Here is a 22753-nt window from a genome sequence, read left to right on the forward strand (position 1 = left end):
TGAGTGCTCCGTCTATTACAAGGTATTGTAGTAATCACGAATATGCTGAGTTTCGTGATAACCTTTTGTTTTAGTTTCTTCTTTTTTCTCTTCTGACTTAGCAGCTGCTTGGACAGCAGTTGTTGTGCCAGCAGCAATTGCACCAGCTGCCGCAGTTAGGCCAATGTTTTTCAACAATTGACGGCGGCTTTCGTTGAGTTTTTTCTGCTCACTCATGAAAGTTTGCTCCTCTGTCGCTCAACCTGTTTAATAAAGGTGTCGATCATTTTTTATGCTTCTAGTCGCGATTTCTAAAACAGTTAGTAGGGATTAATCTGCTTGTAAAAATCGTGTTTTTTCTACTGTTAAAAACTGTAGCGCAAGTTCACCAACAGCGGTGTAAAAAACAGCACTTTTTGCCGTTTTAATATCGGTCGATACTTTTTCACACCAAGGTGCCAAATGGCGGTTGAAAAAAGTACGTTGAAGGTGCTCATCGCCCCCTTCCACCAGCATTGCCATCACTTCGAGCAAAGCGGCAATATGATCTTCCGGTTCTTTCACAGACTCATTACGTTCATAACCCAGTTGTTTTAGGTCACTACGAAGATGAGCCAGAGGCATTTCCATTAATGATCCAGTTAGATACCAAGAACCATAAGGCACAACGTCACCACGTCCAATGCCAATAAATAGATCTTGATATTCTTCTGCAACCGCAATAGGTGTCGCTTTTTGAGCCGCTAGTTTTAATAGAGGCCAAGCCGCAGCCATTGACGATTGATGCGGATCGTTTGTGCCTTCGACATCTAAATCTGCAAGCCAATCAAGCACATCTTGAGATGGAGATTGACGTAAAAGATGAGCCAGCAAATTGTAAATTTCGATGCGCAGTATTGCGTCTTGATTCGATGATGTTTGGTGCGAGTTCATAGCGCTTTCAATCTCCGGTTAAACTCGAATTTGATCTTCAGGATCGTCTTCAAATTTCGAAAAAATATCTCGAACACGACAATCTTCACACATAGATAAACGACGAATTGCGTCACCTTGAAAATGTGAATGTCCTTGAAGTTTTTCAATAAGCATTTTAACCATAGACTCAGGTGCAAATGGTTTTCCGCAATTAATACAACATGCGGCAGGCTCTTCATGAACAAGTTTTGCTTCTTTACGTGCTTGCCAACCCCAATTAAAACCGGGTTCAACTGTAATCACGTTTTCAGGGCATGCTTTTTGACACATACCACATTGAATACAATCTTCTTCAATAAATAGAAGGCCTGGACGATCACCAATTGCATGAAGAGCACGCGTTGGACAAACCGCCACACAACCCATACAAAGCGTACAATCATCGGCTTGACATGAAATAGAACCATAAGGTGCTTTTTCAATAACCGCAGAATGTTCAGGTTTTGTTGGAGCTTGTGCGTATAGTGCTTCTAATGTCGTAAACAATTTCTGACGCTTATTCCCTGAAAGTTGTTCACCTGCAGGTAATAGAGCCTCAGAAAATGGAACGTAGTTTTCAACATCAGCAAAGTTAAATAAGCAAATACGATCTGCTTCATAACCCATTTCAGTTAAAAACATTTGTGCCGTTGTTAGTTCATCAGAAAGCACACGATCAATCGTTGCAGGAATATAAGCCGTATTCGTTGCCAGAAGAACTTGATGTGCACCATAAAACAGTGCGCTAAACCAAGTATCTACGCCAACAGTTGCTAGTTCTTCTAAAGCAACAGGAATCACAGAAGTAGGCAGATGCGCAAGAGCATTAACCACATTCGCTTCATCACGGTTACCGTAAAATAGTAGCGTAGGTTTAACCCCACCCTCATTGGCATAACGTGTTAACAGGCGATGCACAAAATGTTGAGTATCGTCTGCATCTGGAAGAGCATAAGTGATCGCCTCTGTTGGACAGGCAGTCGCACAAGTACCAACGCCCTGACATAAGTAAGGGTTAATTTCGATTTCTTGATCCGCATTAGCCGAAATAGCACCAGCAGGACAAGCATCTAAACAACGATCACAACCTTCAACGCCACGAGATGCATGAGCACAAAGATCGGGATTAAATCTAAAATACTTAGGCTTATCAAAGGTACCCAGCATGTCTGGTAGTTCTTCAATAACACGAGCCAGTTTGTCTTTTCGAGCACCAATAGCGTAATAACCCGGTGCTGGAATTTCATAAGACATCACACCGTTTTCAGTTAGATCCACAATCAAATCGAAGCTATCACGACCAAGCGCAATTTTTGCCAGATTGGTTGTAGGCTCTAAACCGGCTACAGAAACTCGACACGTTACCTCGAACGCACCAAGATAGCCTTTAACATGAATTTCATCGCTAAAATATAGATTCTCCTCGGTTGCTTCAGAGGTTTTCTCTGTGGCAAGCAACGTAACAGAATGAAGTTCAGCAAATTGAGCAGCTAAAGGAGTAATTGTTTCCTGAGGTCCAACGATCAACAAATCCCCACGGCTTTCATAGGTAACCGTAGGTGGAATGAGATTTGCCAACTCAACAGTGCCAGTAATAGCAGCCAATCGAGCTTGACCATTGTTATCAGAAAATGCTTCTAGTGTACTTTTTAACATTTTTATTCCTGTGTACTCGTCACCGTTTGTCAGTGCCGATTCAAAGAAAACTGTTTATCTAATAAAATAATTCGAAACAGTTTTCTTCTTGCTTCTTATAGAGCAATAACCGATCCAACTTTTAACGGAATAAAATGACCAATAAGGAACTAAAATCGGAATCGGACACTCTGACCCACCAGCTATAGGACAATATGTCCCATCCTTTTTGTATCAATGCGCCAAAATGTCCCGATTAAATATAAGGTTTTAGTTCCCTTTTTGTCCCAGTGTTACTTTTTGAAAAAATTTTTTCTAACTCTTGTTCACTGGTTTGTGTGTTGCTTTGTGTGCGGCGAAATCTTCAGTTTGTGTTGATTCGGTAGGGAGAGATTCAACAGAAGAGTCAGCGCTAGTTTGAGTTGTTGTTAAGGATAGTTCAGAATCTGTAGATTGCTCATTTAATTGCTCTGATGAATCTACAGAATTCTTTGTAAGTTCAGCAGGTTGAGCTTGACTCTGGCTATTGTCAGATGCTTGTTCAGGTGTGAGTAGATCATCAATTTGTTCTTTAGCCCAAGAACGCAGTTCCCCTTTCACTTTATCTGATAACGTTTCTAGCTGAGAGAAGTCCTCGGTACAATCATCCATATCACTGATATAGTTGTATTCACTTGAATGAAACAGTTTACGCAAGGCCGCTTTTTTAACGGCTTTATCAACACCTTGCTTCAAGAAAGAGGCAGCACCAGATTCAAACGTCACCTTATCAACATCCGATAACGTTAAGTCTTCTGTTTCTTCAACCTCGTTATCAATCTCAGAACTATGATTATCCGAGACAGAATTATCTAGAGCAGATGTATCCGACTGTTCACAAGGACTGGTTGATTCTGAGCTTGCGTTGGCTTCATCTATATGAGTATTAGATAAAGACTGAGCGACTGTATCATCTATAATTTCAATAGAATCTTCTTTCTTTTCTTCTACTTGTGGCGTTTCTTCCCTTGCCGTTAATTTCCTACTTGACCAACGTTGGAAAAAATTACTTGTCACAAGAGCGTCCTCGACTTTTCTCTTTTGGGCCTTTGTCTTTAAAGCCTTTACGTTTAAATTCTAATAACTCGCCATGGCGGCCAATGTAAGCTTCCATCCAAGCTTGAATTGGTAATGGAATGCTAATATGTAAAACCGTGTAATCACCATCCATATAGCGAGCTGCAACCCCTTGTGCCGCCGTTACTAATACGGGTTTAAGTTGTTCATTATCAATCGCTTCACACACAAAAAACAGATGAGGATCTTGTGAGCTTAGGTTAAAGCGGTAATCGGTTCGTTCATCACGAAACAAAGCCAGAGGTAATAAATAACACGCATCACTTTGATGAGCTTCTGTAACATCTTCATCGTATAGACAAACATCATCAATAGACCAAGATAAGGTTGTCCAACGACCGACTTGTTTTTCTTCTGCATTTAGACAAAAACGAATTGGCCAAATTGACTCATCTTTTTTGAGTTCTTCAAGTTGTTGTTCGATCACAGATGACTCCTTTGTCTCTTTTCGACCAGATTAAAACGCAAGGTAATAAGCAAATATTAGACCAATTTATAAAGCATGTTACGAAAGCTTCTGATTCTTTACTTTGATCTTATCGTGCAAAACAACAAATTGAGTATAAAATCAGCAGTTATGCCTTAGGTAACGTATTTGGAATAAACCACTTATCAAAACTGGAACAATCTTTGCTTATAGCCTATCGTTCTTGCTATTAAACTATTTCCATAGGAATCCCTGATGACCCAGTTGCCAAAGATCATTAAAACGAACTCGTCTGTTAAGCAGACTTTTACAGTCGACATTATGGATGAGTATGGCGATATGCAGACGAAAGAGATTGCGTGCGAGCATCCCTTAACTGTGTATTTGAACTGGATTGAGATTGTTACCTTAATGACGTTAGGTGAACGACCTTCAGCTTTAGTGTTAGGGTATTTAAAAAACCAAGGCTTTATTAAAGATATCGATGCAATAGAGTCGGTGATCATTGACTGGGATACCAACTCTGCCGCGGTGATTACCAAAGAAAATACTGATGGAGTGAGTAAAACTCTTGAGAAGAAAACCGTTACCTCTGGCTGTGGTCAAGGCACCATGTACGGTAATGTGATGAAAAAACTAGAGGGTGTAACCTTACCTCAGCCTCAAATCTCACAAGCAAAACTCTATCAATTGCTTGAAGCGCTCACCCATCATAATGAGACCTATAAAGCAGCGGGAGCGGTTCATGGTTGTGCCGTGTGTAAAGATACTGAGATCCTATCTTTTGTTGAAGATGTAGGCCGTCACAATGCCGTTGATACTTTAGCCGGTGAGATGTGGTTAAAAGGTGAAACTGGTAACGATAAGATTTTTTATACAACAGGTCGACTTACTTCAGAGATGGTGATCAAAGTAGCTCAAATGGGGATTCCCGTTCTGCTTTCTCGCTCTGGCGCGACACAAATGGGTTATGAGCTAGCACAAAAGCTGGGGATTACCATGATAGCTCGTGCTAAAGGTCACCGTTTCCAAGTATACAGTGGCATGGATAATCTAATTCTCGATGTTAAGGGGAATGCCATGTCCGACACAGAACAAAAACAACAAGAAAAAATGACTCCGAATAAGGGTCAATCAGATAATTTACTTTAAGGGCTTGTTTTATCCATGACTGAATTTCCAGAATTTATGAATGCCAAATTAGTGGCTGAATATCTCGATCTTAACGAAAAGAAAGTTTATGCATTAGCTAATGAAGGCCTATTGCCAGCAACTAAAGTAACGGGCAAATGGTTATTCCCAAAGGCAATGCTGGATAAGTGGCTACTTGAATCTTGTCATAATGGCGTATTAAACGATCGTTTACTTATTGCAGGCTCTGATGATCCACTATTGCAGATGGTTGTTGGTAAAATGGCTAATCAATTAGGTAGTACCGCATTGATTGGTTACACATCAACAGGTACTCGACAAGGTCTATCGATGCTAAGCAAAGGCCATGTGGATATATGTGCCATTCACTGGGGTAATGCAGAAGAGGCCGCACTTCGTCACCCTGCTCTCTTACAACAATATTCGGGCCATAAGAACTGGGTATTAGTCCATGCCTTTGAGCGTGAACAAGGCTTAGTGGTAAGTAAAGAAATTGCCGATGCTGTAAATAATCGTTCTTTAAACCCTCATGAATTAGTCGCATCTCGCTGGCGTTGGGCTTTACGTCAAGAAGGTGCTGGTAGTATGAGAGCGCTTGAAGAATGGCTTCATGGTAGTGCATGTAATCTATCTATGTTAACGCAAGTAGACGTCTGTAACAGTGAGCGAGAATTAGCTTCGGCGATTGCTCGTGGACATGCTGATGTCGGTTGTGCCAGTGAAAGTACTGCCGGAGAATTTGGACTGGGGTTTGTTCCTCTTTGTACTGAAGCATTTGAATTGGTGATCCCAAAGAACATCTATTTTAGAACGCTACAACAACAGCTACTGCAATCTCTATCCGATCCTGAAGTGCAAAAACGAGGTCATGAGCTTGGTGGCTATAACTTCGCCCGTACAGGTAAGCAGGTTTGGAGTTCAAACTGATTCACCAAGCTCTCTAATTTCACCGATAATTCTAATTACAATACTCATCCAACAAAGGCTGTCATTTCGATGATGGCCTTTTTAATTGCAAAAAATCATAATCGCTTGATACACCCCGCTAGAGTACGCAATCAAAACTAAATAATACAAAAACACGAAACAATAAAAGCAATCATTTTAGTTTTCCGTATTAAACCATAATATCCACCAGTCAGATCTTATAAACCCAGCTAAATATACTATCTATTATAAATATGCACCCTCTCGCAAATTCACCAATTATGGATAGAAACATAAAATATTCATGAGATATCTGTCGTAATTTCTCTATCTTTTGTCTGAAAATGTAAGCAACACAGCGCATAAATTGTGACTTAATTCATTAATTGAGTAATGGCTCAGTAAAAACATTGATCCAATGCAACATATTGCAATTCAACAGTTTTTATTTACTAGTCAGACATCATAATTACTTAGACATCTGACCAGTATCTTCATAGATTTAACCGACTCGGTTTATCTCAATAAAAATAACAGTTGCTGCTGGTTAGCACGGAATTCAGTTCAACAAATATAAGCGAAGGAGTGGTAATGAATTATTTCATAACCGGCGCAACAGGCTTTATTGGAAGTCATTTATTAGCTCGTCTGGCAAAACGTTCTGGCAATTTTTATCTTCTGGCTCGTAGTGATAATGCAGAGCAAAAACTGCAGCTGTTAATCGAAAAGCATCAGTTACCTGCCGACCGTTTTCATTTAGTCACAGGCTCAATTACCGAGACGAACTTAGGTTTATCCAGCAAAACCATTTCTGAACTCACAGGCAAAATTACCCACTTCTATCATCTTGCTGCTATTTATGATTTAGAAGCTGACGAAGAAGCCTTAAAGCGTGCCAATATAGAAGGTACGGAAAACTGTGTTCGTATGGCTGAACGCCTACAGGCAAAATGTTTTCACCATGTAAGTTCCATCGCGGTTGCAGGTCAGTTCCGCGGCTGGTTCCGTGAAGATATGCTCGATCAAGCAACAGGTCTTGATCACCCTTATTTCTCAACCAAACATGAGTCAGAAAAAATCGTTCAGCAATCTTGTACAATCCCGTGGCGGGTTTATCGTCCAGGTATTGTGGTGGGACACTCTAAAACGGGTGAAGCAGAGCGTATTGATGGTCCATACTATTTCTTCAAGATCATCCAAAAACTCCGTCAAGCTCTACCTGAATGGATGCCATTATTAGGTCTTGAAGGGGGACGTCTTAATATTGTTCCTGTCGATTATGTTGCCGATACCATAGATCACATCTCTCATCTAGAGGATTTAGATCAGCAATGTTTCCATGTCGTTGATCCTGACCCATACCGCGCAGGTGAAGTGATTAATCTCTTTGCTCAAGCTGGTCACGCCCCTCGTATGGCTATGCGTTTTGATATGCGTCTACTCAATATGGTTCCCTCCCACCTGTGGAAACAATTGGCGCATTTACCTGTATTAGAACGTTTCATTGATGCAATCAGTCAAGAAATACGCGTCCCTAAAGACGCATTGAGTATGTTTAACTACCCAACGCAATTTGATTGCACTAATACACTACAAGCACTTGAAGGCAGTAACATCACCTGCCCTCGTCTAAGTGAATACGCAGCACCTATTTGGGATTATTGGGAACGTAACCTAGATCCAGATCTGCACGTTGAGAAAAGCTTAAAAGGCTGTGTGGCAGGAAAAGTCATCGCAATTACTGGTGCTTCTTCAGGTATTGGATATACAACCGCAATCAAACTGGCAAAAACCGATGCTAAATTGGTGTTAATTGCTCGTGATTTAGAACGCCTACAACAAACACGCAATGAAATTGAACGTTTGGGCGGTCATGCGGCAATTTATCAATGTGATTTAAGTAAAGATGAGCCAGCTCAAGAGACATTAGAGCTAATTAAGCAGCACCATGGCTCTATTGATATTTTGATTAACAACGCAGGACGTTCAATTCGCCGCTCAGTAGTCAATTCTGTCGATCGCCTTCACGATTATGAACGTACAATGCAGATCAACTATTTTGGTGCGCTTCGTATGATCATGGGCACTTTGCCAGGCATGCTTGAGAAAGAAGCTGGTCACATCATTAATATCTCATCCATCGCCGTATTAACCAATCAGCCACGATTCTCAGCTTACGCAGCATCAAAGGCGGCCCTAGATTCATTTACTCGTACAGCAGGTGCCGAACTGTGTGGTCAGGGTGTCCATTTCACAACGATTAATATGCCGTTAGTAGAAACACCAATGATTGCAGACCATTACCGTCAAGCGAAAGGTGGCATTCCATTGCTGACTTCCGAAGAAGCGGCGGATTTGATTATCAAAGCTATTATTGAAAAACCGAAACGTATTGCGACTAAGTTGGGACTATTTGCCGCGCTAGTACACGGTGTATATCCAAAACTTGGCGAATTGGTGATGAATGCAGGCTTTAATATTTCTCCTGATTCCGATGATCCTGAGCGTGATAGTCAACAACCAAAAGAACACACTCCAGATGTTGTTGCCCTCTCTAGTTTAATTCGTGAAATTCATATGTAAGGATACAAACATGAATTTATCTGCAACCCATGATTACCAACAAGATCTTGATAGCTTGTTGCAATACTTTAGCGAAGAAGAGCTCATCATTGAGAAATATCAAGCGCTTGGGGCAAAAAATGTCAAAGTGCAAGAGTTAAAAGAGACCTCTGCTGGATTTGTTGTGACAACCTATCGTGACGTACCTGCAAATGTACCTAGCTTATTGAAAAGTGTATTGGTCGATTACAACACCATTAAACAAGTGGAAAATTGGGCTTGGCAAGATGACGGTAGCCTAGTTTGCGCTATGTCCGTCACTATAGAAGGTGTTCCAGCTGAAATGACGGGAACACTGCATTTTAGTGAACCGTTAAGCATGGTCGGTGATGGGCCTGTTACACGTAATGAAATCAATTTGACCATTACCAGTGCTATTCCTTTTGTCGGTAAGCAATTGGTTAACTTTATTGGTCAAGACAGCAAACAACAGATGGAGGCCGAATACCAGTTTCTTAAAGAGCTGGAGTTGACCGCCTAACGAGCAGCAGTAAGTGAGTCATGAACACTATGATGATATCGATAACAAAGTCCATGACTCACTTCTTCGCATCGTGTTTATTTTTGCTTTTAATTTTGGTTAATCGATACAAGGACTGTATATGAAAACTCGAGATCGCATTCTGGCTGTGAGTCTTGATTTATTTAACCGTCATGGTGTCTCTCAAGTAAGCACCCTGATAATTGCAACTGAAATGGGGATCAGCCCAGGTAATCTTTACTATCATTTCCGCGGCAAAGAAGAGATCATTTCAACTATGATTTCTGATCTTCAACATGCCATTACCCAATTGAGTGCTGAATATCCAAACCAAGTTAAAGAGTTTGATGATTATTGGCCATTTATGCATACGGTTATGGCTCTGTTTACTCATTATCGTTTTTTATTTCGTAATCTTGATAATCTCAATAGCCAAGATCAACAAATGCGCCGTAAAATTCGCTCGCTGGTGTTAAAGCTACGTCAAATTACGACGGATATGATAAATCACCTCATTGAGTTAGAAAAAATTCGTTGTGATAAACAGACGGTTCCTCTTTTGGCCGATAACCTATTATTGGTATCACTTAATTGGCTTAACTATCAAACGTTACTTGATGATAAATACAGTGATGAAGAGTTAATTCGAACGGGTGTCCTTCGCATAATCTCTTTGTTAGAACCCTACTTAACTGAAAATGCCCAGTCACCATATTTTACCCATCAAGATTTATTAAATGAACTGGTGATCTAGCATCACCTTTTGTAGTCCTATCATCGCTTTGTTTTTAACAAAAAATACCCAAGTCAATTAGCTTGGGTATTTTCATTTAAGCGATGAGTGATAGAAATCAGTTATTGATAAACTTTTGGAATACTTCCGTAAAGTCACTTCTCTGATACGTACCTTTGGCTGATTCAATATACTGGAAGGCAAATTGAGTCATTTTTTCAAACTCAGTAGATGGCGTTGCGTTGGATGAAAGTCGACCAACAGCTGAAGTTGCCAGTTCTAGTGACTTACGAGCATCATCTAAACTCACCATGTTCAAATATTGCTGGTGTGCAATTTCAAACAAGGCTTTATACAGATCTTTTAACTGTTCAATTTGCTGCTTATCGACATCAATAGAGAAATACTCTTCACCTAACTGGAATTTGATCTCTGCATCTAAATCGATTGTACCTGCGGTTTCTAGCAGTACATGACGGAAAGTATAGTGCGAATATTCATAACGCTTTAAAACACGCTTAGAACTCACAGCTGATGCCCCATCTACATGAATAAGAGCACGGTTAGTAAAGCAGTATTCATCTTTCTTCGATTTGATCAAAAAGAAAATCTGCTCATTATCTTCGTGGAAAATATAATCATCAGAATCTACTTTATTGTAATCTCCTGGTGCAATAATTTTACCAATGTCACTTAAACCTAGAGCCTCTGACGCAAGCTTTTTAAACATGTGAAATCCTTTTAAATCATTTTTTCATTACGGTTTCAAACTAACTAATTTTTTGCTGTTTTTCAATGTGACTTAAGTAATTGGCTTTTGATTCCATTAAACATAGCAAGCAACCTATCATAAGCGGCTTGGTGTTGATTAATGAATACACGACACACTCTGGCACTTTCTCGATACCCATCAGGCAAACCAAGATTGAGATCTTTTGCCATATTATTGGCTAACTGGATTTCCTGTTCTGTCGGTGGTTTCAGCTCATCGGGTATAGCTTGAATAATAGAATTGTGTAAAGCCGTGCTGAACCCATCCCAAGTATTAAGATCGACTTCTGTTTGTTCAGTTAAAGCCAATAACTCTTGTTGTTCTTTGGTTAGGTGATATGAATAAACAATATTACCTAATTTGAATTCGATCTTGTCCATATTATTCTCATCAATAATAACTGCTTTAGTTATACTGCATAGCGGAAAATATATCTCTTCAACAATACAAAAACACTCCCAATATAAGAAGTGTTTCAAACAGGCAATGTAAAACTAGCGAAGTACTCTCACTGTGTGTGTTTTTAAGAACTCTTTAGCAAAGTCGTTAACTTGTTCTTTTTGAGCTTCTGATAAATGACTCATTGCTTCAAGATAATCTTCTTTATAAATCTCATAAAGAGATTGTTTTTTATCCGTACCCATCGAATCTAAATATATTTTTGAGTACGCAGCACCAAGCACTTCATCTTTCTCTGGATATGTAATCCTTGGTGTAGCATTTAGGTATCCTGCAGCAAGAAAAATAATGGAACCCGCATCTCCAGTATTCGCCATTTTCTTCCATATCTCTAACGCCTTTTCTTTTTTTCCTTCTCGTAGGAGAATAGAAGCATAGCCTTCCATACCCCTAAAATTACCCTGTTCGGCTGAGGCTTTGTATAAACGTTTTACTTCTTTTTCTCGCTTGCCCGGTATAAAAAACCAACCATCACCAACCTCATAAGTTCTACCTAATTCATACTGAGCATTCGCATCACCATGCTCTGCTGCTTTTTCTTTCCATTCGGTTTCTTCTGAGCCAGAATACAAAAGTGATAATCTATACATGGCTTTTGCATCACCTTGTTTTGCTCTATCTTTTAATGCCTTTATCTGCTCAGCTCGGTACAGGTCTCTATCACCAAAAACATTACGGCTAAATGAAAGCGCAAATTTAGCATCATCACTTCCTAGTTTCGCAGCTTTAACTGCATATTCATGTTCTTGGGGGCCAAGAACCATAACATTTGTTGATAGACTTCTTGAATAAGCCAAAGCTGCTTTCGCATTACCTTTGTCAGCCGCGTATTTTAAATATGGTTGACCTTGTTTTATTTTATATTGGTCTACCAGCAAATCCCCTAATTGATAAGCATCTTCAACAGACATGGTGTTAGGTGCTGGATACGTTGCTTGTGCCTGTATTTGTGAGACGAATAGCAGGCATAAACATAACAACCACCAATAACCAATTTTTATTTTTTCCATTGTTTAATAATCCTTAAATTCACATGTACTGTAATTAGTATTTTGCTGAGCTCATAAGACTCAATACTGATAGGTTACATTTAATGACGACCATTATTCACATGACTTAAACCTTCATCAAAGGCAGCATTCGCGTACACATCTCTGTCTGTATAATAGGCATCGAATAACTTTACTGTTAATGCATCGAATTCTGTATAAAACATCCCATTATTTGAATATTTATAAAGTTTCATAGAATGGTCAATGTTATAGGGCTTATCCATATCGACATTAAAATCCTTTTCCATGAATTTTAAAATAGTGCGTCTGTTGACAAGGAAATCATTCTTTTTCACATCCTCTGATTGCGACGCTTTACTATATGGATTCATCCTCTCAAGCGCTTTTTGCATTTGTCTAGTTGCGGCTTTTTTCTCTACACTCATGATATGGTCATTACCCAACCAGTGAATCACTTTACACAGCGCCAACTGTTGCATCAGTAAGGCTTCATCTATTTCGATTTTTATTCGGTTATTATTCGAGTCAACTATATTAAATTTTTTAGGCGAAGATACTAATGTAAACAATAGAGGCCCTAAAGCTTCGGGGATCATCAATCGCATCCATTCAGATAAAATCGTCTCATCCCCATTAATTAAAGTATAAGCTACTAGCCCAGCAGAACTTTGTTCAAATATATCTAAAATATTGTCGTAAGTGTCTTTTTGTTTTGCCAAAAAAAGACCAATGTTTAATTGACTGTAAAGAATCCCTTTGCTTAGCAGAGAAAGTTGTTTGAATGTTTCATCATCAGCGACGATATCAATTCTACGATAATGAGCTTGTCGTAATAAGCGTTGAAATTGCCAAATCCAGGCTCCAATCATTGTTGGGTTTATAGCTCCTTCAAAAGCGAGACCTACACTCGGAGGACCAAAGCGCACTCCAATAAGTAATTTTTTGTCGACAAAGCGGAACCGAAATGGTAACTCAACCATTTTACTTTTTTCTATTTTAAATACACCTTTCATCAATGAGTGAGCTGATGAGTCTTTATCTATCAAATACTCAGGGTATCCTGACGGTGGATACCAAAAAATGAAACCACCGATTTCAACTCCAGCCTTAAGGCCCATTTCAAACTTAACACCTTTAAAGCTCACTTCATCATCATTAACTTCATATAATTTAGGAATCGACAAACCACCAGCATTTAACTCAACTTTTCCACCAAGTATTAAATTCGCTCCAGCAAAACCCCATGCTTTACAGTAAAACTGAGCTTGAATTGCGCCACATTGAAATTTAGTTAATTTTTGGACTCCATTATGTTCATATTTAACCGGTATTACGAGGTCACGGTCTTGTTTTGTTATAGCTTCAGGAATTTTAATAAGAGGCTTACCTGTTAACATCTTAAATATATTAACTTCACCTTTAGCTAAAATTAACTCAGTCTTAGCTTCTAGTGGTAACATCTCCATTTTGTTTGTACTACCTGAGTCATGAGATTCATTTCCAACGACAATATCTAATGGATTAGACAACCCTGACTGTGTCGATGCTACTGTCATTCGTAATGCTTGTGCTTGCTTACTATCATCAAAAGGTGATAAACGTGCTTTTAAATCTCGTGAAAATAAGACCTCAGAAATTGCTTGTTCCCATACTTTAGAATTCTCTTTTAAGCTTTCGACTTCTATATGCTTATCAGATAGTGTTTTATAGAATGCCTTGCTATCAAATACGCCATCATCGCCAAACCAGCCGTCTTCAATAGGTAATTCTTGTAAATAATCTCCAAGCATTTCTATTATTGCATAATCACTTTTTTCTTCGGCAGATATAAGCTTATTTCCCTTTGCTTCAGGTTGTGGAATGTCAATCAAACTACAGTAGCGTAAACCATCTTTTTGATTACTATTACTCCCACCTAAAATATACTCTCGTAATGGGAAGTCACCTTTAACAATATATTTTAATGGTTTTGGTCGATAGTCCTCTATATCCCATAACAAAAATAGCGAACTCGACATATTAAGTATATTCGTAATAGCTTGCAGATGAATTTTTAATGCCTCTTTTTCAAGCGCTTTAAGCTGTTTATATTCCTCTTTCAGAATTTGATTTGGAGGCAACGCAAAGTTATTAGTCGATTTCAAAAGAGCCTTTAACTTTTCATTTAAAACCTCTTCCTGTTTTTTAGCTCTTTTAAGGTAATCAAAATACAAAGCATAATACTCATGCCCTTTTGACTTGTCCTGTCCGGCTAAAGCAAGTTCTGGAGTGGCTATACCACAAACAGATAAATCTTCTATACTCTTTTCTAGTGCTTCTTTATGTTTTTCAGCGTTTGCCGTTTGCTTAATTAAATGAGCCTTATAATATTCAACAGCATCCCCAACTTGGTATTGTGCGTTTGAATATACTTTATTAAGTGCTTGTAGACGTTTTTTCAAATCATCAATCTGAGCTTGAGGTGTTAACTCTGACTGTTTTAGAAATGCTTCTCTTGCCTTTTGATATGCTTTAATTGCTTTTCGTATTTTGGGTTCTTTTGGTGAATACAACTTACCATCATCAAAAATATATCCTTGATCCTTAGCATTCTGTTGAGCTTTAGCTAAAATCCGTTTATGAATTTCTCGTTTTTGATTAACTAATGCACTGGCCTCATAGGCAGAAGAGGCATTTTGAAGATGTTTTTGTTGATGAGATAGCCAATGTTCAGTTTCTTGAAACAATAGCTTATCTTCATCGGCAATAAAAGATGTTAATGTAGCGCTTAATAGACCATCTAGAATACCAGCTTGAGATAAGCTTGGCATAACATTTGTACTATCTTTACCTTTAAATCTCGCTTTAAATTTACTTTCTGCGTCTTCTAAATATTGAACGGCAGTTTCATCCATAAGGTAGAATGCATCGCCTTCGATAAAATAAGCAATATCTTTATATTTCTTAACCTTAGACTCTTTTTCACACGTCATTATGTGCTTCGGAAATAAATTTTGCTCTGCACCTATCGGCTGTTTATCTGCTGCAGGTAAAATAACAACGGGGTAATTTGCACTACTATCATCAGACGCCATGTCTATTTTATCTATCATCAATTTTTCTCTCTAACCATAAAGTCATCAGATTGTTTTACAACCATAGCTAATTGAATCGCTGATTCATAAAGACCCATATCGTCTAATGACTGATTTAACAATGAGTTCCATTCTGGTCGATCAATGATTGCTAAATTATCAGCAAGAAATCCTCTCCACTCTTCCAATAATGCTTGGTTTTGCAATCCATTTTTAATCAAACTCTCGATCACAATACTTGCTCGATGAAGCTCTTCTGACGGTTTTTGTTGCCATCTTTCACATAAACCTAACCATGCACCTAAACGATAGCGCTCCATTACTTGTACGGTTATATCTGAAATTGAGATCACTCTTTTCTTTATTTCTTCTTTTGATAGATCACAATAAACCCATTGTTTTCGCGTTATTTGTGGGCAAATAACTTTAAAACCATAAAAGAGTTCTGGTTCACTATTTAACAAAGAAAGACAAACGCTTGGAGCATAGAATCTTACATAAACAGATCCAAGATTTTCACTATCTACTTCTAAATATTGATTTAATGTTTCTCTAACTTGCTCTATAGACAGTTTTGAAAGAAGTAATATACCTAAATATTCATTCATCATAGATTCAACCACATAAGTATCATCTAATTTCAAACTTATTAATAATGGGCTAGCTTCAATAGCGGATTTAAACCTCGTCCCGATAAACAAAGCTTCTTGATCATACTCAGTTATTTCATTTATTAAATGAGATCTATCCATCAACGCGTAAAGTTTGTAACCCTGAGCCAAATCTTCAGTAATAACCTTATCAAACAATTTATGGGTATTATTTATTTCTTGCATAAACATTTATCTCCTCTCTGACAACTTCCATCACTTTGCAATCCGCATACTGGTAGTAGCGGAATATTTGCCTTACTTGCAATGAGAAGAGCAGAAACAAAAACAGGAGGAACGTCTAATGGATATGGGGCCACCTCAATCGCCCCAGGTAATAAAGGAGCTGAACCTGCATACCCTGAACCACTGCCAGCACTGCCGCCTGAATTTAGGTTAACCGCAGAGCCAACCAGTGACACACCAGAGTCATCCACTTTAATAAAGCTTCCGCCCGCTTTTACGGTAATTTCAGCGCCTGCTTCAATAACAACTTTCTGTCCAGCTTTAATATGAATTTCATTACCAGATTCCGAGATCCAAGCCTGACCTGTTTTAACATGAAGCGAGCCATCAACAACTAACGTTTGATTACCTTTCGTATGCTGGCGAGCTTCACCATCAACCGTAAGATGATCATTGGCCTTGATATGAGAAAAACGCTCATTTTCTACATCAAGGTGTAAATCGTGTTTAATATTATCAGTACGGTCGTTTTCAACTAATACGTTGACATCTTTTTGAGCATGAACATAAATTTCTTCTTTACCAGCTTGGTCTTCAAAACGTAGCTCATTATATCCGTCACCTTGATGTGTTTCGGTGCGCAATACAGTTCGAGTTTTATGTGCCGGTAGCTCATAAGGTGGTTTATTTGTAGCATGAAAGGTTCGACCCGTAATCAGCGGTTGATCCGGATCGCCTTCAAGAAAACTGACGATAACTTCGTTACCAACCCTAGGGATCGTAACCATGCCATATTGAGTACCTGCCCATGCTTGTGAAACCCGAATCCAGCAACTCGCTTTATCATCACTGTTGCTGTATCTATCCCACGGAAATTGAACCTTTACTCGACCATATTCATCACAATAGATCTCTTCCCCTTCAGGGCCAACCACTTGTGCTATTTGTGGTCCATCAACCCGAGGTTTTGCGTTAAATGGAGGTCGCCATGCATGATGCCCAGAAATGACCAAAAACTCGTTATTATAGGTTGTTTCGCCTTCCCCTCCGGCCTCTTCTAACGCCTGAGGCTGAGTACCCACATGGTTATTTTCAACAACAAACCAATCACGATTACACTCTTCGGTGCTGTGATCTTGTAATAGGATTTTTTGACCCGGTATAACCTTGGCTATATTACTTTTTCCCAAACCGATATTGGCATCACGGCGTAATGATTCAAGACGAAATTGAGTAAAAGGCTTTCCATTTTCATCATCTTTATAGCGACCTGGATAATCATAATGCTCATAAATGTCTTGCTGATAGTCCGACTCTGTCGCTTGAAAGGTTTGCAAGAAACTGTAGGCTGGGTTCTTAAAACTGTAGTCTTTTAGTTGTGCTGATGATGGACGAATTTGAGTTGTTTGTTTGAATTGACGAACAAAGGGCAATGGGCTGCTACCACCACTTAAAGCATTATACGTTACAGGATCTGCTAACATTTCAACGTTTTGGTTATCATCTGTAAAGATAACTGTATTTTTCTTATTATGGTTGAAATGAAAAAAGATCCCTTCTTCAGCCGCTACTCGTTGGATAAATTCCAAATCACTTTCACGGTACTGTACACAATATTCACGTTGTGGATACTGACGAGCCAAAGCAAAAGCGTAGTCTTGAATATTCATCTCTTGCAATAAGATAGAAATGATCTCAGGAACCGTTTGAGTTTGAAATATTCGACTATTTTGACGTAAGCTTAAGCGAGCTAATGGCGGCACCATTTCAACTTGATATAGCGTATGACGATGGCCTGTATCTCCTTGAGAAAAAGCTGAAACAATACCATGCCACTCTTGCTGACATTCTCCATCTCGCCATACGGTTAGAGTACAGTTGTTATCGACAATCTCATCAGGCCCAATAAAAGGCTCACGACTTGCCAGTTCGATCAAAAATGAAAATGGTAATGACAAACCATCATTACCACAAAATTCAGTAACTGCAAAAGTTGATGTCTCACATCCTTCTACAGTAAAAGTAAATTGTAAACCTGTAGCCATACTGACGTTACTCATCTTATCTATTATTTTTAATGCTGAATGAGTTACTCAACAAAAGGAACACGCCTCCCGTAAAAGTGAGGCGCATTCCGCAGAGTTAATTACAACTTATGATGCTTCTAATGGCGCACGCCAATCATCAGAACCTGATGTACCTGAAATCTTATGGTCCCAATTAATCTTACGATAAGCCATTGATACTTCAATTAGCTGGGTGTAATCCGCTTTTGATGGATCTTGGCAGTGTGGCATTTGGTTATTGATATCAACGATGGTTGCATCGGTCAGAGTTGTCGTAAAGAAGTGCTCTTGCTTACCCTGAATAGAGGTGCGGTACCATTTGAGTTCTACGGTTGGCAGCATTTCACCCGATGCTAATGCGTTATATAGCAATGGAACGGCTTTATTTAGAGCAACAGTAAACTTAAATGGTTTATGGACGCGCTGACCTGATGGCTGACCTGATTGAGGATCGGTTGGAACCGTAACAATATGCTTAAACTCTTGAACTAACATCTGGTCTTCATGACCTTCAACAAAAATATTTCCAACAGAGTTTGCAGTAAACGCACCAGATGTAATATTCCCCTGAGTTTTACCTTGAATTGAAATATAACAAGGAGTTGGCATTTTTTAATTTCCTTTTAATTTGTTACAAAAATATGAATATAGGCTGTATTGCCCATATATCTAATGCATGATGTATGCCAAATTATGCAATTTATTATATTGCTGATTTATAAGGAAATTAGTTAATGATAGTTCTATTACTTACATCCACTGGGCAAGATCTTGCTCAACAGCGGGCAAGATCTTGCCCAGCGAGCAAAAAGTTGCCCAGGAAAATGCAGATTTTTACAATTTGATTACAAAAAGGATATTCATCACTTTATCTCAAAGTCATCGTAAAGCATTTGAAAGAAAATTTGTTTATTACAGCAATAAGCACCCTTATTTATACTGTTTATAACCACATACATTAACCGCAATTAAATGGTGTTTAATTTATCGATGCAATCAAGTGATTAATTTTAAGGCTAAATATTTTGCTTTTTACATAAACTTGACTTGCTTATTTTGCTAAGAAAAAGAAACAATGCACGCTCATAAATTTGTACTATATTTTATCTTCAATTATTTGTATCAAGGAGCCGTTGTGCGCAGAGCTATCGCCCTAGCCGTTGCACTTGTCAGTTTCAGTTTCTCTGCCACTGCAAGCATTAATACCAGCAAGTTAAAAGCAGATAATCTTCACACTGCCTCAGTCAGTACTTACGTGATGGATTTAAGCGCTGGTCGCACGCTTTATAAAAAAAATTCCAATCTAGTGATGCCTATTGCTTCAATTACTAAGTTAATGACAGCAATGGTAACGCTAGATGCAAAACTGCCTCTTAATGAGAAAATCACGTTTAATAAAGCGGATAAAGAGCGCATGTATAACAACTACACTCGTGTACGTTTAGGTTCAACTCTGAGCCGAGGTGAAACCATTCACATTGCTTTGATGTCGTCAGAGAACTTAGCGGCGGCAGCATTAGCGGGTCACTACCCTGGTGGCTCAAAGGCATTCGTTAAAGCGATGAACGCTAAGGCTAAAGCTCTTGGTATGACACACACTCGTTTTGTCGATAGCTCAGGTCTTGATCCTCGTAACGTATCTACAGCATCAGACGTATCAAAACTGGTTCGCGCGGCTTATAAGTACCCACAGATCCGTAAATACAGTACGACACCTGTACATACCGCTTATTTTGGTAAACCAAATTATAAATTGGGTTACACCAATACCAACGCTCTCGCTCGCGGCAAAAAGTGGACGGTAAACCTAACAAAAACGGGTCATCTAAAAGTGGCTGGTCACTGTTTAGCAATGGTAACAACCATTCAAGGTCGTAAATACTTGATGGTTATGCTTGATACTCAAGGTAAGCTAACCCCAGTTGGTGATGCAGGACGCATTAAGAAATGGCTAGAGACAGGCCATAGTGGTGATATTTCAGCATCAGCTAAAGCATATCAAACACAAAAATATAAACAGCTAACTCATAAAGCTTAATGATTTGCTGTTCTCAATACTAAATTCTAAGGCGCACCACTTAACCGGTGCGCTTTTTTTTATTTTGGGCATTAACACGGGAAGATTTTATATTGTCGCTTTCATCGCCACATTGATTGCTAAGTTTTGCTTTTTGATAACAGTCTTCAATAAAAGCACTGATCACCTGAACGGCTTGTTCCGCTTCTGATAATTGATTAAATAATGGGTAAACATGAGGTACGCCTTTTACCACATCTAATGTTACCTTCCCCCCAGCCTGTTCGATTTTTTCTGCTAATCGAATTGAGTCGTCCATTAAAATTTCTTCTGTCCCAACCGTAATATAAATAGGTGGAAGATCGTGCAACTCAGCGTAAAACGGAGATACTTCAGGATTACATGGGTTCTGAGTTCCAATATAATTATTTCGCATTAGCAATAAGCTACTCAGATCAAAAAAAGGATCATCTTTACTCTTAGTAAAAGCCGATTCCCCAGTTACTGCCATATCAGAAACAGGTGATAACAGAGCCGCCCCTGCTGGCATCACTAGACCTTCATTACGAATCTTAACTAAGGTTGTGAGTGCTAAATTGCCACCAGCCGAATCACCTGCAATAAAAATATGATCGGGGAGATAACCGTTGATAAGGAGTTGGTTATAAACAGCAAAAGCTTCGTTAACCGCCTGGGGATATGGGTACTCAGGAGATAGACTGTAATTGACCATCAACCCTCGCGACTGACTGCCTCGTGCAATTCGACCTAGAAAAGAGGTATGGGTTTTTGGACTGGTAAAGCAGAATCCTCCACCATGAAAATACAGTAAGATACGATTACCGCGGCTGGTTGACATATCAACCCAATCGCAAGACACATCGGCAAATTTTGTTGGTGATATCGTGAGTGATTTTGGCGAACTGAATAATGCACCATAAGAATCAATACTGGCGATCAGTTCCCGCATTTCTTGTGTGGTTTCGCAACGAGCCATTCGTTGTCGCATAATACGGAATAATAGCTTATTGAAGGCTCTTGTACGCCAATTATCCATAATAAACACCTCTCACTGAACTTCACTGCAATAAATGAACCAGCTTGCGTTTAACCTGCCAATATTAAACCAGTATCCAGTTAACTTTATCTATATACTCAAGTGACTTCAAGATGCGATGTTACTTGGGTATATAACAAACAAAAAAGGGATACGTGTTGTACCATTACACGTATCCCAAAGATGGATTTTCATCCATGCTACAAAATAGGGATCATCACTTCTGGCTAATGATTCTCCCTTGCTACAAACTAGGGGACATTAACGCAACAGTACTTAGGCTTCGGTAAGCTTCTCTACTGCTTGTGTTAGCTTGTCAATTTTCTCATCCATACGAGTCAGTTTTTCACGGTCTACGCCACTTAGACGATAGAAGATATCATTCATGCCCGCTTCCATTTCATCTGTCGCTTTCTCTGCGTTTTTACTGATGCAAACTTTAGCTTGAGTTTCAACTTCTTTACCGCGCTCAACTAACTCGTCAAATGCTTGATTTGTTTTTTCATTAAGCTGCTGCGCTTCTTCTAGGCTGCGGCTATATAAACCAAGACCTGCAAGCCAAATATTGCGAGCAACACCTTCACCACTTTCAACCACACTTTTTGCGGCTTTCATTACAGTTTTATCGATCATAATGGTATCTCCCTTTACGAATTAATCGCTATGAAATGGCTTAAGATTTCACAGGCTCTTGGGGTTTATTCTGTTCAGTTTGAGTGACTGCATTCTTCACTTCAGTAACCGTATTTGTCGCGACAACTTCCACTTTTTTAGCAAGCTCTGCTGCTTTTTCTGTCACAGGTTCAACCTTAGGAACGGGTTTGGCTGCAACAACTTCGGTTTTTTCTGTTTTACGACGAGCAATCCCAGCTTTGCGTCCACGAGTTGCAGGTTTCGCACTGGCTTCAGCTTTTGCTTTTCGTCCGGCACGTTTTGGCGCAACTTCTTTTTCTTTCTTAGCCACTAAAGCTTCAATCGATGCAGTAAGTTGATCAATCTTGTCATCCACTTGATCTAAACGATCGTTATCTAAACCAATCAATTTTTGCACGACTTTGTGAACACGCTCTTCCAGTACAACCGATGTTTGACTTTTTGCGGTATGCACACGCTCTTTAGTATGAGACTCAACAGCTTTGCCACGCTCAATCAATTCATCAAATAGGGTTTTACCTTTATCCGATAGCTGATTCACTTCTTCAGAGCTTTTAGCATAGGCGCCAAGACCTGCCAGCCAAATGTTGTGCACCATAGTGTCACGAACGCCCGCTTTATCTTTTTTATCTGGGGTACTTTTAGTAAAAATGGCCATCGTTAAGCCCTCCTTATTCTTATAACAACTCGTACTTGTTATTCATAATATTAAGGAGTGCAATTAGAATGTTCTTACTAAAAGCAATAATTATCGTGCTCTAGATCAACTATTGAATAAA

At 39.1% G+C, this 22753-nt stretch carries 21 protein-coding genes; 6 read left to right on the forward strand and 15 right to left on the reverse strand.

Annotated features, from left to right (window positions below):
• Nucleotides 1-15: 15 nt before the first annotated feature.
• The 5 genes from CTN07_RS06995 to CTN07_RS07015 all read right to left on the reverse strand — a co-directional run bounded on the left by CTN07_RS06995 (nt 16) and on the right by CTN07_RS07015 (nt 4111).
• Nucleotides 16-216 carry a twin-arginine translocation signal domain-containing protein gene (locus tag CTN07_RS06995; protein ID WP_005299495.1) on the reverse strand — a complete coding sequence of 67 codons (201 nt, stop codon included), beginning with the start codon at nt 214-216 and terminating at the stop codon, nt 16-18.
• A gap of 93 nt (nt 217-309) precedes the next feature.
• Nucleotides 310-912: a TorD/DmsD family molecular chaperone gene (locus CTN07_RS07000; RefSeq protein WP_005299497.1), complete on the reverse strand. Its 603-nt coding sequence runs from the start codon at nt 910-912 to the stop codon at nt 310-312.
• A gap of 18 nt (nt 913-930) precedes the next feature.
• Complete coding sequence (locus tag CTN07_RS07005; protein ID WP_005299500.1) at nt 931-2589, reverse strand: 4Fe-4S binding protein; 1659 nt, start codon at nt 2587-2589, stop codon at nt 931-933.
• Nucleotides 2590-2883: 294 nt separating this feature from the next.
• Nucleotides 2884-3624, reverse strand: coding sequence for a DUF3306 domain-containing protein (locus CTN07_RS07010; RefSeq protein ID WP_005299501.1), 741 nt, complete (start codon nt 3622-3624; stop codon nt 2884-2886).
• The gene (locus CTN07_RS07015) at nt 3614-4111 is read right to left on the reverse strand and encodes a DUF3305 domain-containing protein (RefSeq protein ID WP_036763917.1); all 498 of its coding nucleotides are present in this window, start codon (nt 4109-4111) and stop codon (nt 3614-3616) included. The genes CTN07_RS07010 and CTN07_RS07015 overlap by 11 nt, the downstream gene beginning before the upstream one ends.
• A 255-nt stretch (nt 4112-4366) precedes the next feature.
• Here CTN07_RS07015 and fdhD point away from each other — a divergent pair, with 255 nt between their 5' ends.
• The 5 genes from fdhD to CTN07_RS07040 all read left to right on the forward strand — a co-directional run bounded on the left by fdhD (nt 4367) and on the right by CTN07_RS07040 (nt 10047).
• Nucleotides 4367-5263: a formate dehydrogenase accessory sulfurtransferase FdhD gene (fdhD, locus tag CTN07_RS07020; protein WP_005299503.1), complete on the forward strand. Its 897-nt coding sequence runs from the start codon at nt 4367-4369 to the stop codon at nt 5261-5263.
• Nucleotides 5264-5278: 15 nt separating this feature from the next.
• Nucleotides 5279-6190: a substrate-binding domain-containing protein gene (locus CTN07_RS07025; RefSeq protein ID WP_005299505.1), complete on the forward strand. Its 912-nt coding sequence runs from the start codon at nt 5279-5281 to the stop codon at nt 6188-6190.
• A gap of 591 nt (nt 6191-6781) precedes the next feature.
• Nucleotides 6782-8773: an SDR family oxidoreductase gene (locus CTN07_RS07030; protein ID WP_005299507.1), complete on the forward strand. Its 1992-nt coding sequence runs from the start codon at nt 6782-6784 to the stop codon at nt 8771-8773.
• Nucleotides 8774-8783: 10 nt separating this feature from the next.
• Nucleotides 8784-9293, forward strand: a complete 510-nt coding sequence (locus CTN07_RS07035) for a DUF2505 domain-containing protein (protein ID WP_036763920.1) — start codon at nt 8784-8786, stop codon at nt 9291-9293.
• Between the two features lie 121 nt (nt 9294-9414).
• A complete protein-coding gene (locus CTN07_RS07040) occupies nt 9415-10047 on the forward strand; it encodes a TetR/AcrR family transcriptional regulator (protein ID WP_005299509.1) in 633 nt (210 codons plus the stop codon).
• A 97-nt stretch (nt 10048-10144) separates the two neighbouring features.
• On the opposite strand, the gene CTN07_RS07045 is transcribed toward CTN07_RS07040, so the two are convergent.
• From CTN07_RS07045 to CTN07_RS07075, 7 genes are all read right to left on the reverse strand, one after another.
• A complete protein-coding gene (locus CTN07_RS07045) occupies nt 10145-10756 on the reverse strand; it encodes a PH domain-containing protein (protein WP_005299512.1) in 612 nt (203 codons plus the stop codon).
• A 62-nt stretch (nt 10757-10818) separates the two neighbouring features.
• Nucleotides 10819-11178 carry a hypothetical protein gene (locus tag CTN07_RS07050; protein WP_036763923.1) on the reverse strand — a complete coding sequence of 120 codons (360 nt, stop codon included), beginning with the start codon at nt 11176-11178 and terminating at the stop codon, nt 10819-10821.
• Between the two features lie 114 nt (nt 11179-11292).
• Nucleotides 11293-12267 carry a tetratricopeptide repeat protein gene (locus CTN07_RS07055; RefSeq protein WP_005299514.1) on the reverse strand — a complete coding sequence of 325 codons (975 nt, stop codon included), beginning with the start codon at nt 12265-12267 and terminating at the stop codon, nt 11293-11295.
• Nucleotides 12268-12347: 80 nt separating this feature from the next.
• The gene (locus tag CTN07_RS07060; protein WP_005299516.1) at nt 12348-15362 is read right to left on the reverse strand and encodes a hypothetical protein; all 3015 of its coding nucleotides are present in this window, start codon (nt 15360-15362) and stop codon (nt 12348-12350) included.
• On the reverse strand, nt 15362-16180 hold the full coding sequence (locus CTN07_RS07065; RefSeq protein ID WP_005299518.1) for a DUF4123 domain-containing protein: 819 nt from the start codon (nt 16178-16180) through the stop codon (nt 15362-15364). Before CTN07_RS07065 ends, CTN07_RS07060 begins: the two co-directional genes overlap by 1 nt.
• Nucleotides 16168-18225: a type VI secretion system Vgr family protein gene (locus tag CTN07_RS07070; RefSeq protein ID WP_005299519.1), complete on the reverse strand. Its 2058-nt coding sequence runs from the start codon at nt 18223-18225 to the stop codon at nt 16168-16170. Before CTN07_RS07070 ends, CTN07_RS07065 begins: the two co-directional genes overlap by 13 nt.
• A 108-nt stretch (nt 18226-18333) precedes the next feature.
• Nucleotides 18334-18855 carry an Hcp family type VI secretion system effector gene (locus tag CTN07_RS07075; RefSeq protein ID WP_005299521.1) on the reverse strand — a complete coding sequence of 174 codons (522 nt, stop codon included), beginning with the start codon at nt 18853-18855 and terminating at the stop codon, nt 18334-18336.
• A 526-nt stretch (nt 18856-19381) separates the two neighbouring features.
• On the opposite strand from CTN07_RS07075, the gene pbpG reads away from it, so the two are divergent.
• Nucleotides 19382-20284: a D-alanyl-D-alanine endopeptidase gene (gene pbpG / locus CTN07_RS07080; protein WP_036765011.1), complete on the forward strand. Its 903-nt coding sequence runs from the start codon at nt 19382-19384 to the stop codon at nt 20282-20284.
• Nucleotides 20285-20324: 40 nt separating this feature from the next.
• On the opposite strand, the gene CTN07_RS07085 is transcribed toward pbpG, so the two are convergent.
• From CTN07_RS07085 to CTN07_RS07095, 3 genes are all read right to left on the reverse strand, one after another.
• Entirely contained in the window at nt 20325-21320 is a 996-nt protein-coding gene (locus CTN07_RS07085) for an alpha/beta hydrolase (protein WP_005299527.1), read from the reverse strand.
• 276 nt (nt 21321-21596) lie between these two features.
• Nucleotides 21597-21953, reverse strand: coding sequence for a phasin family protein (locus CTN07_RS07090; protein WP_005299529.1), 357 nt, complete (start codon nt 21951-21953; stop codon nt 21597-21599).
• A gap of 40 nt (nt 21954-21993) precedes the next feature.
• Nucleotides 21994-22632 (reverse strand): phasin-related domain-containing protein, encoded by a 639-nt coding sequence (locus CTN07_RS07095; protein WP_005299530.1) that lies wholly within the window; start codon nt 22630-22632, stop codon nt 21994-21996.
• Nucleotides 22633-22753: the final 121 nt, after the last annotated feature.

It is taken from the genome of Photobacterium damselae (genome assembly GCF_003026815.1).
GTDB classification, from domain to species: Bacteria; Pseudomonadota; Gammaproteobacteria; order Enterobacterales; family Vibrionaceae; genus Photobacterium; species Photobacterium damselae.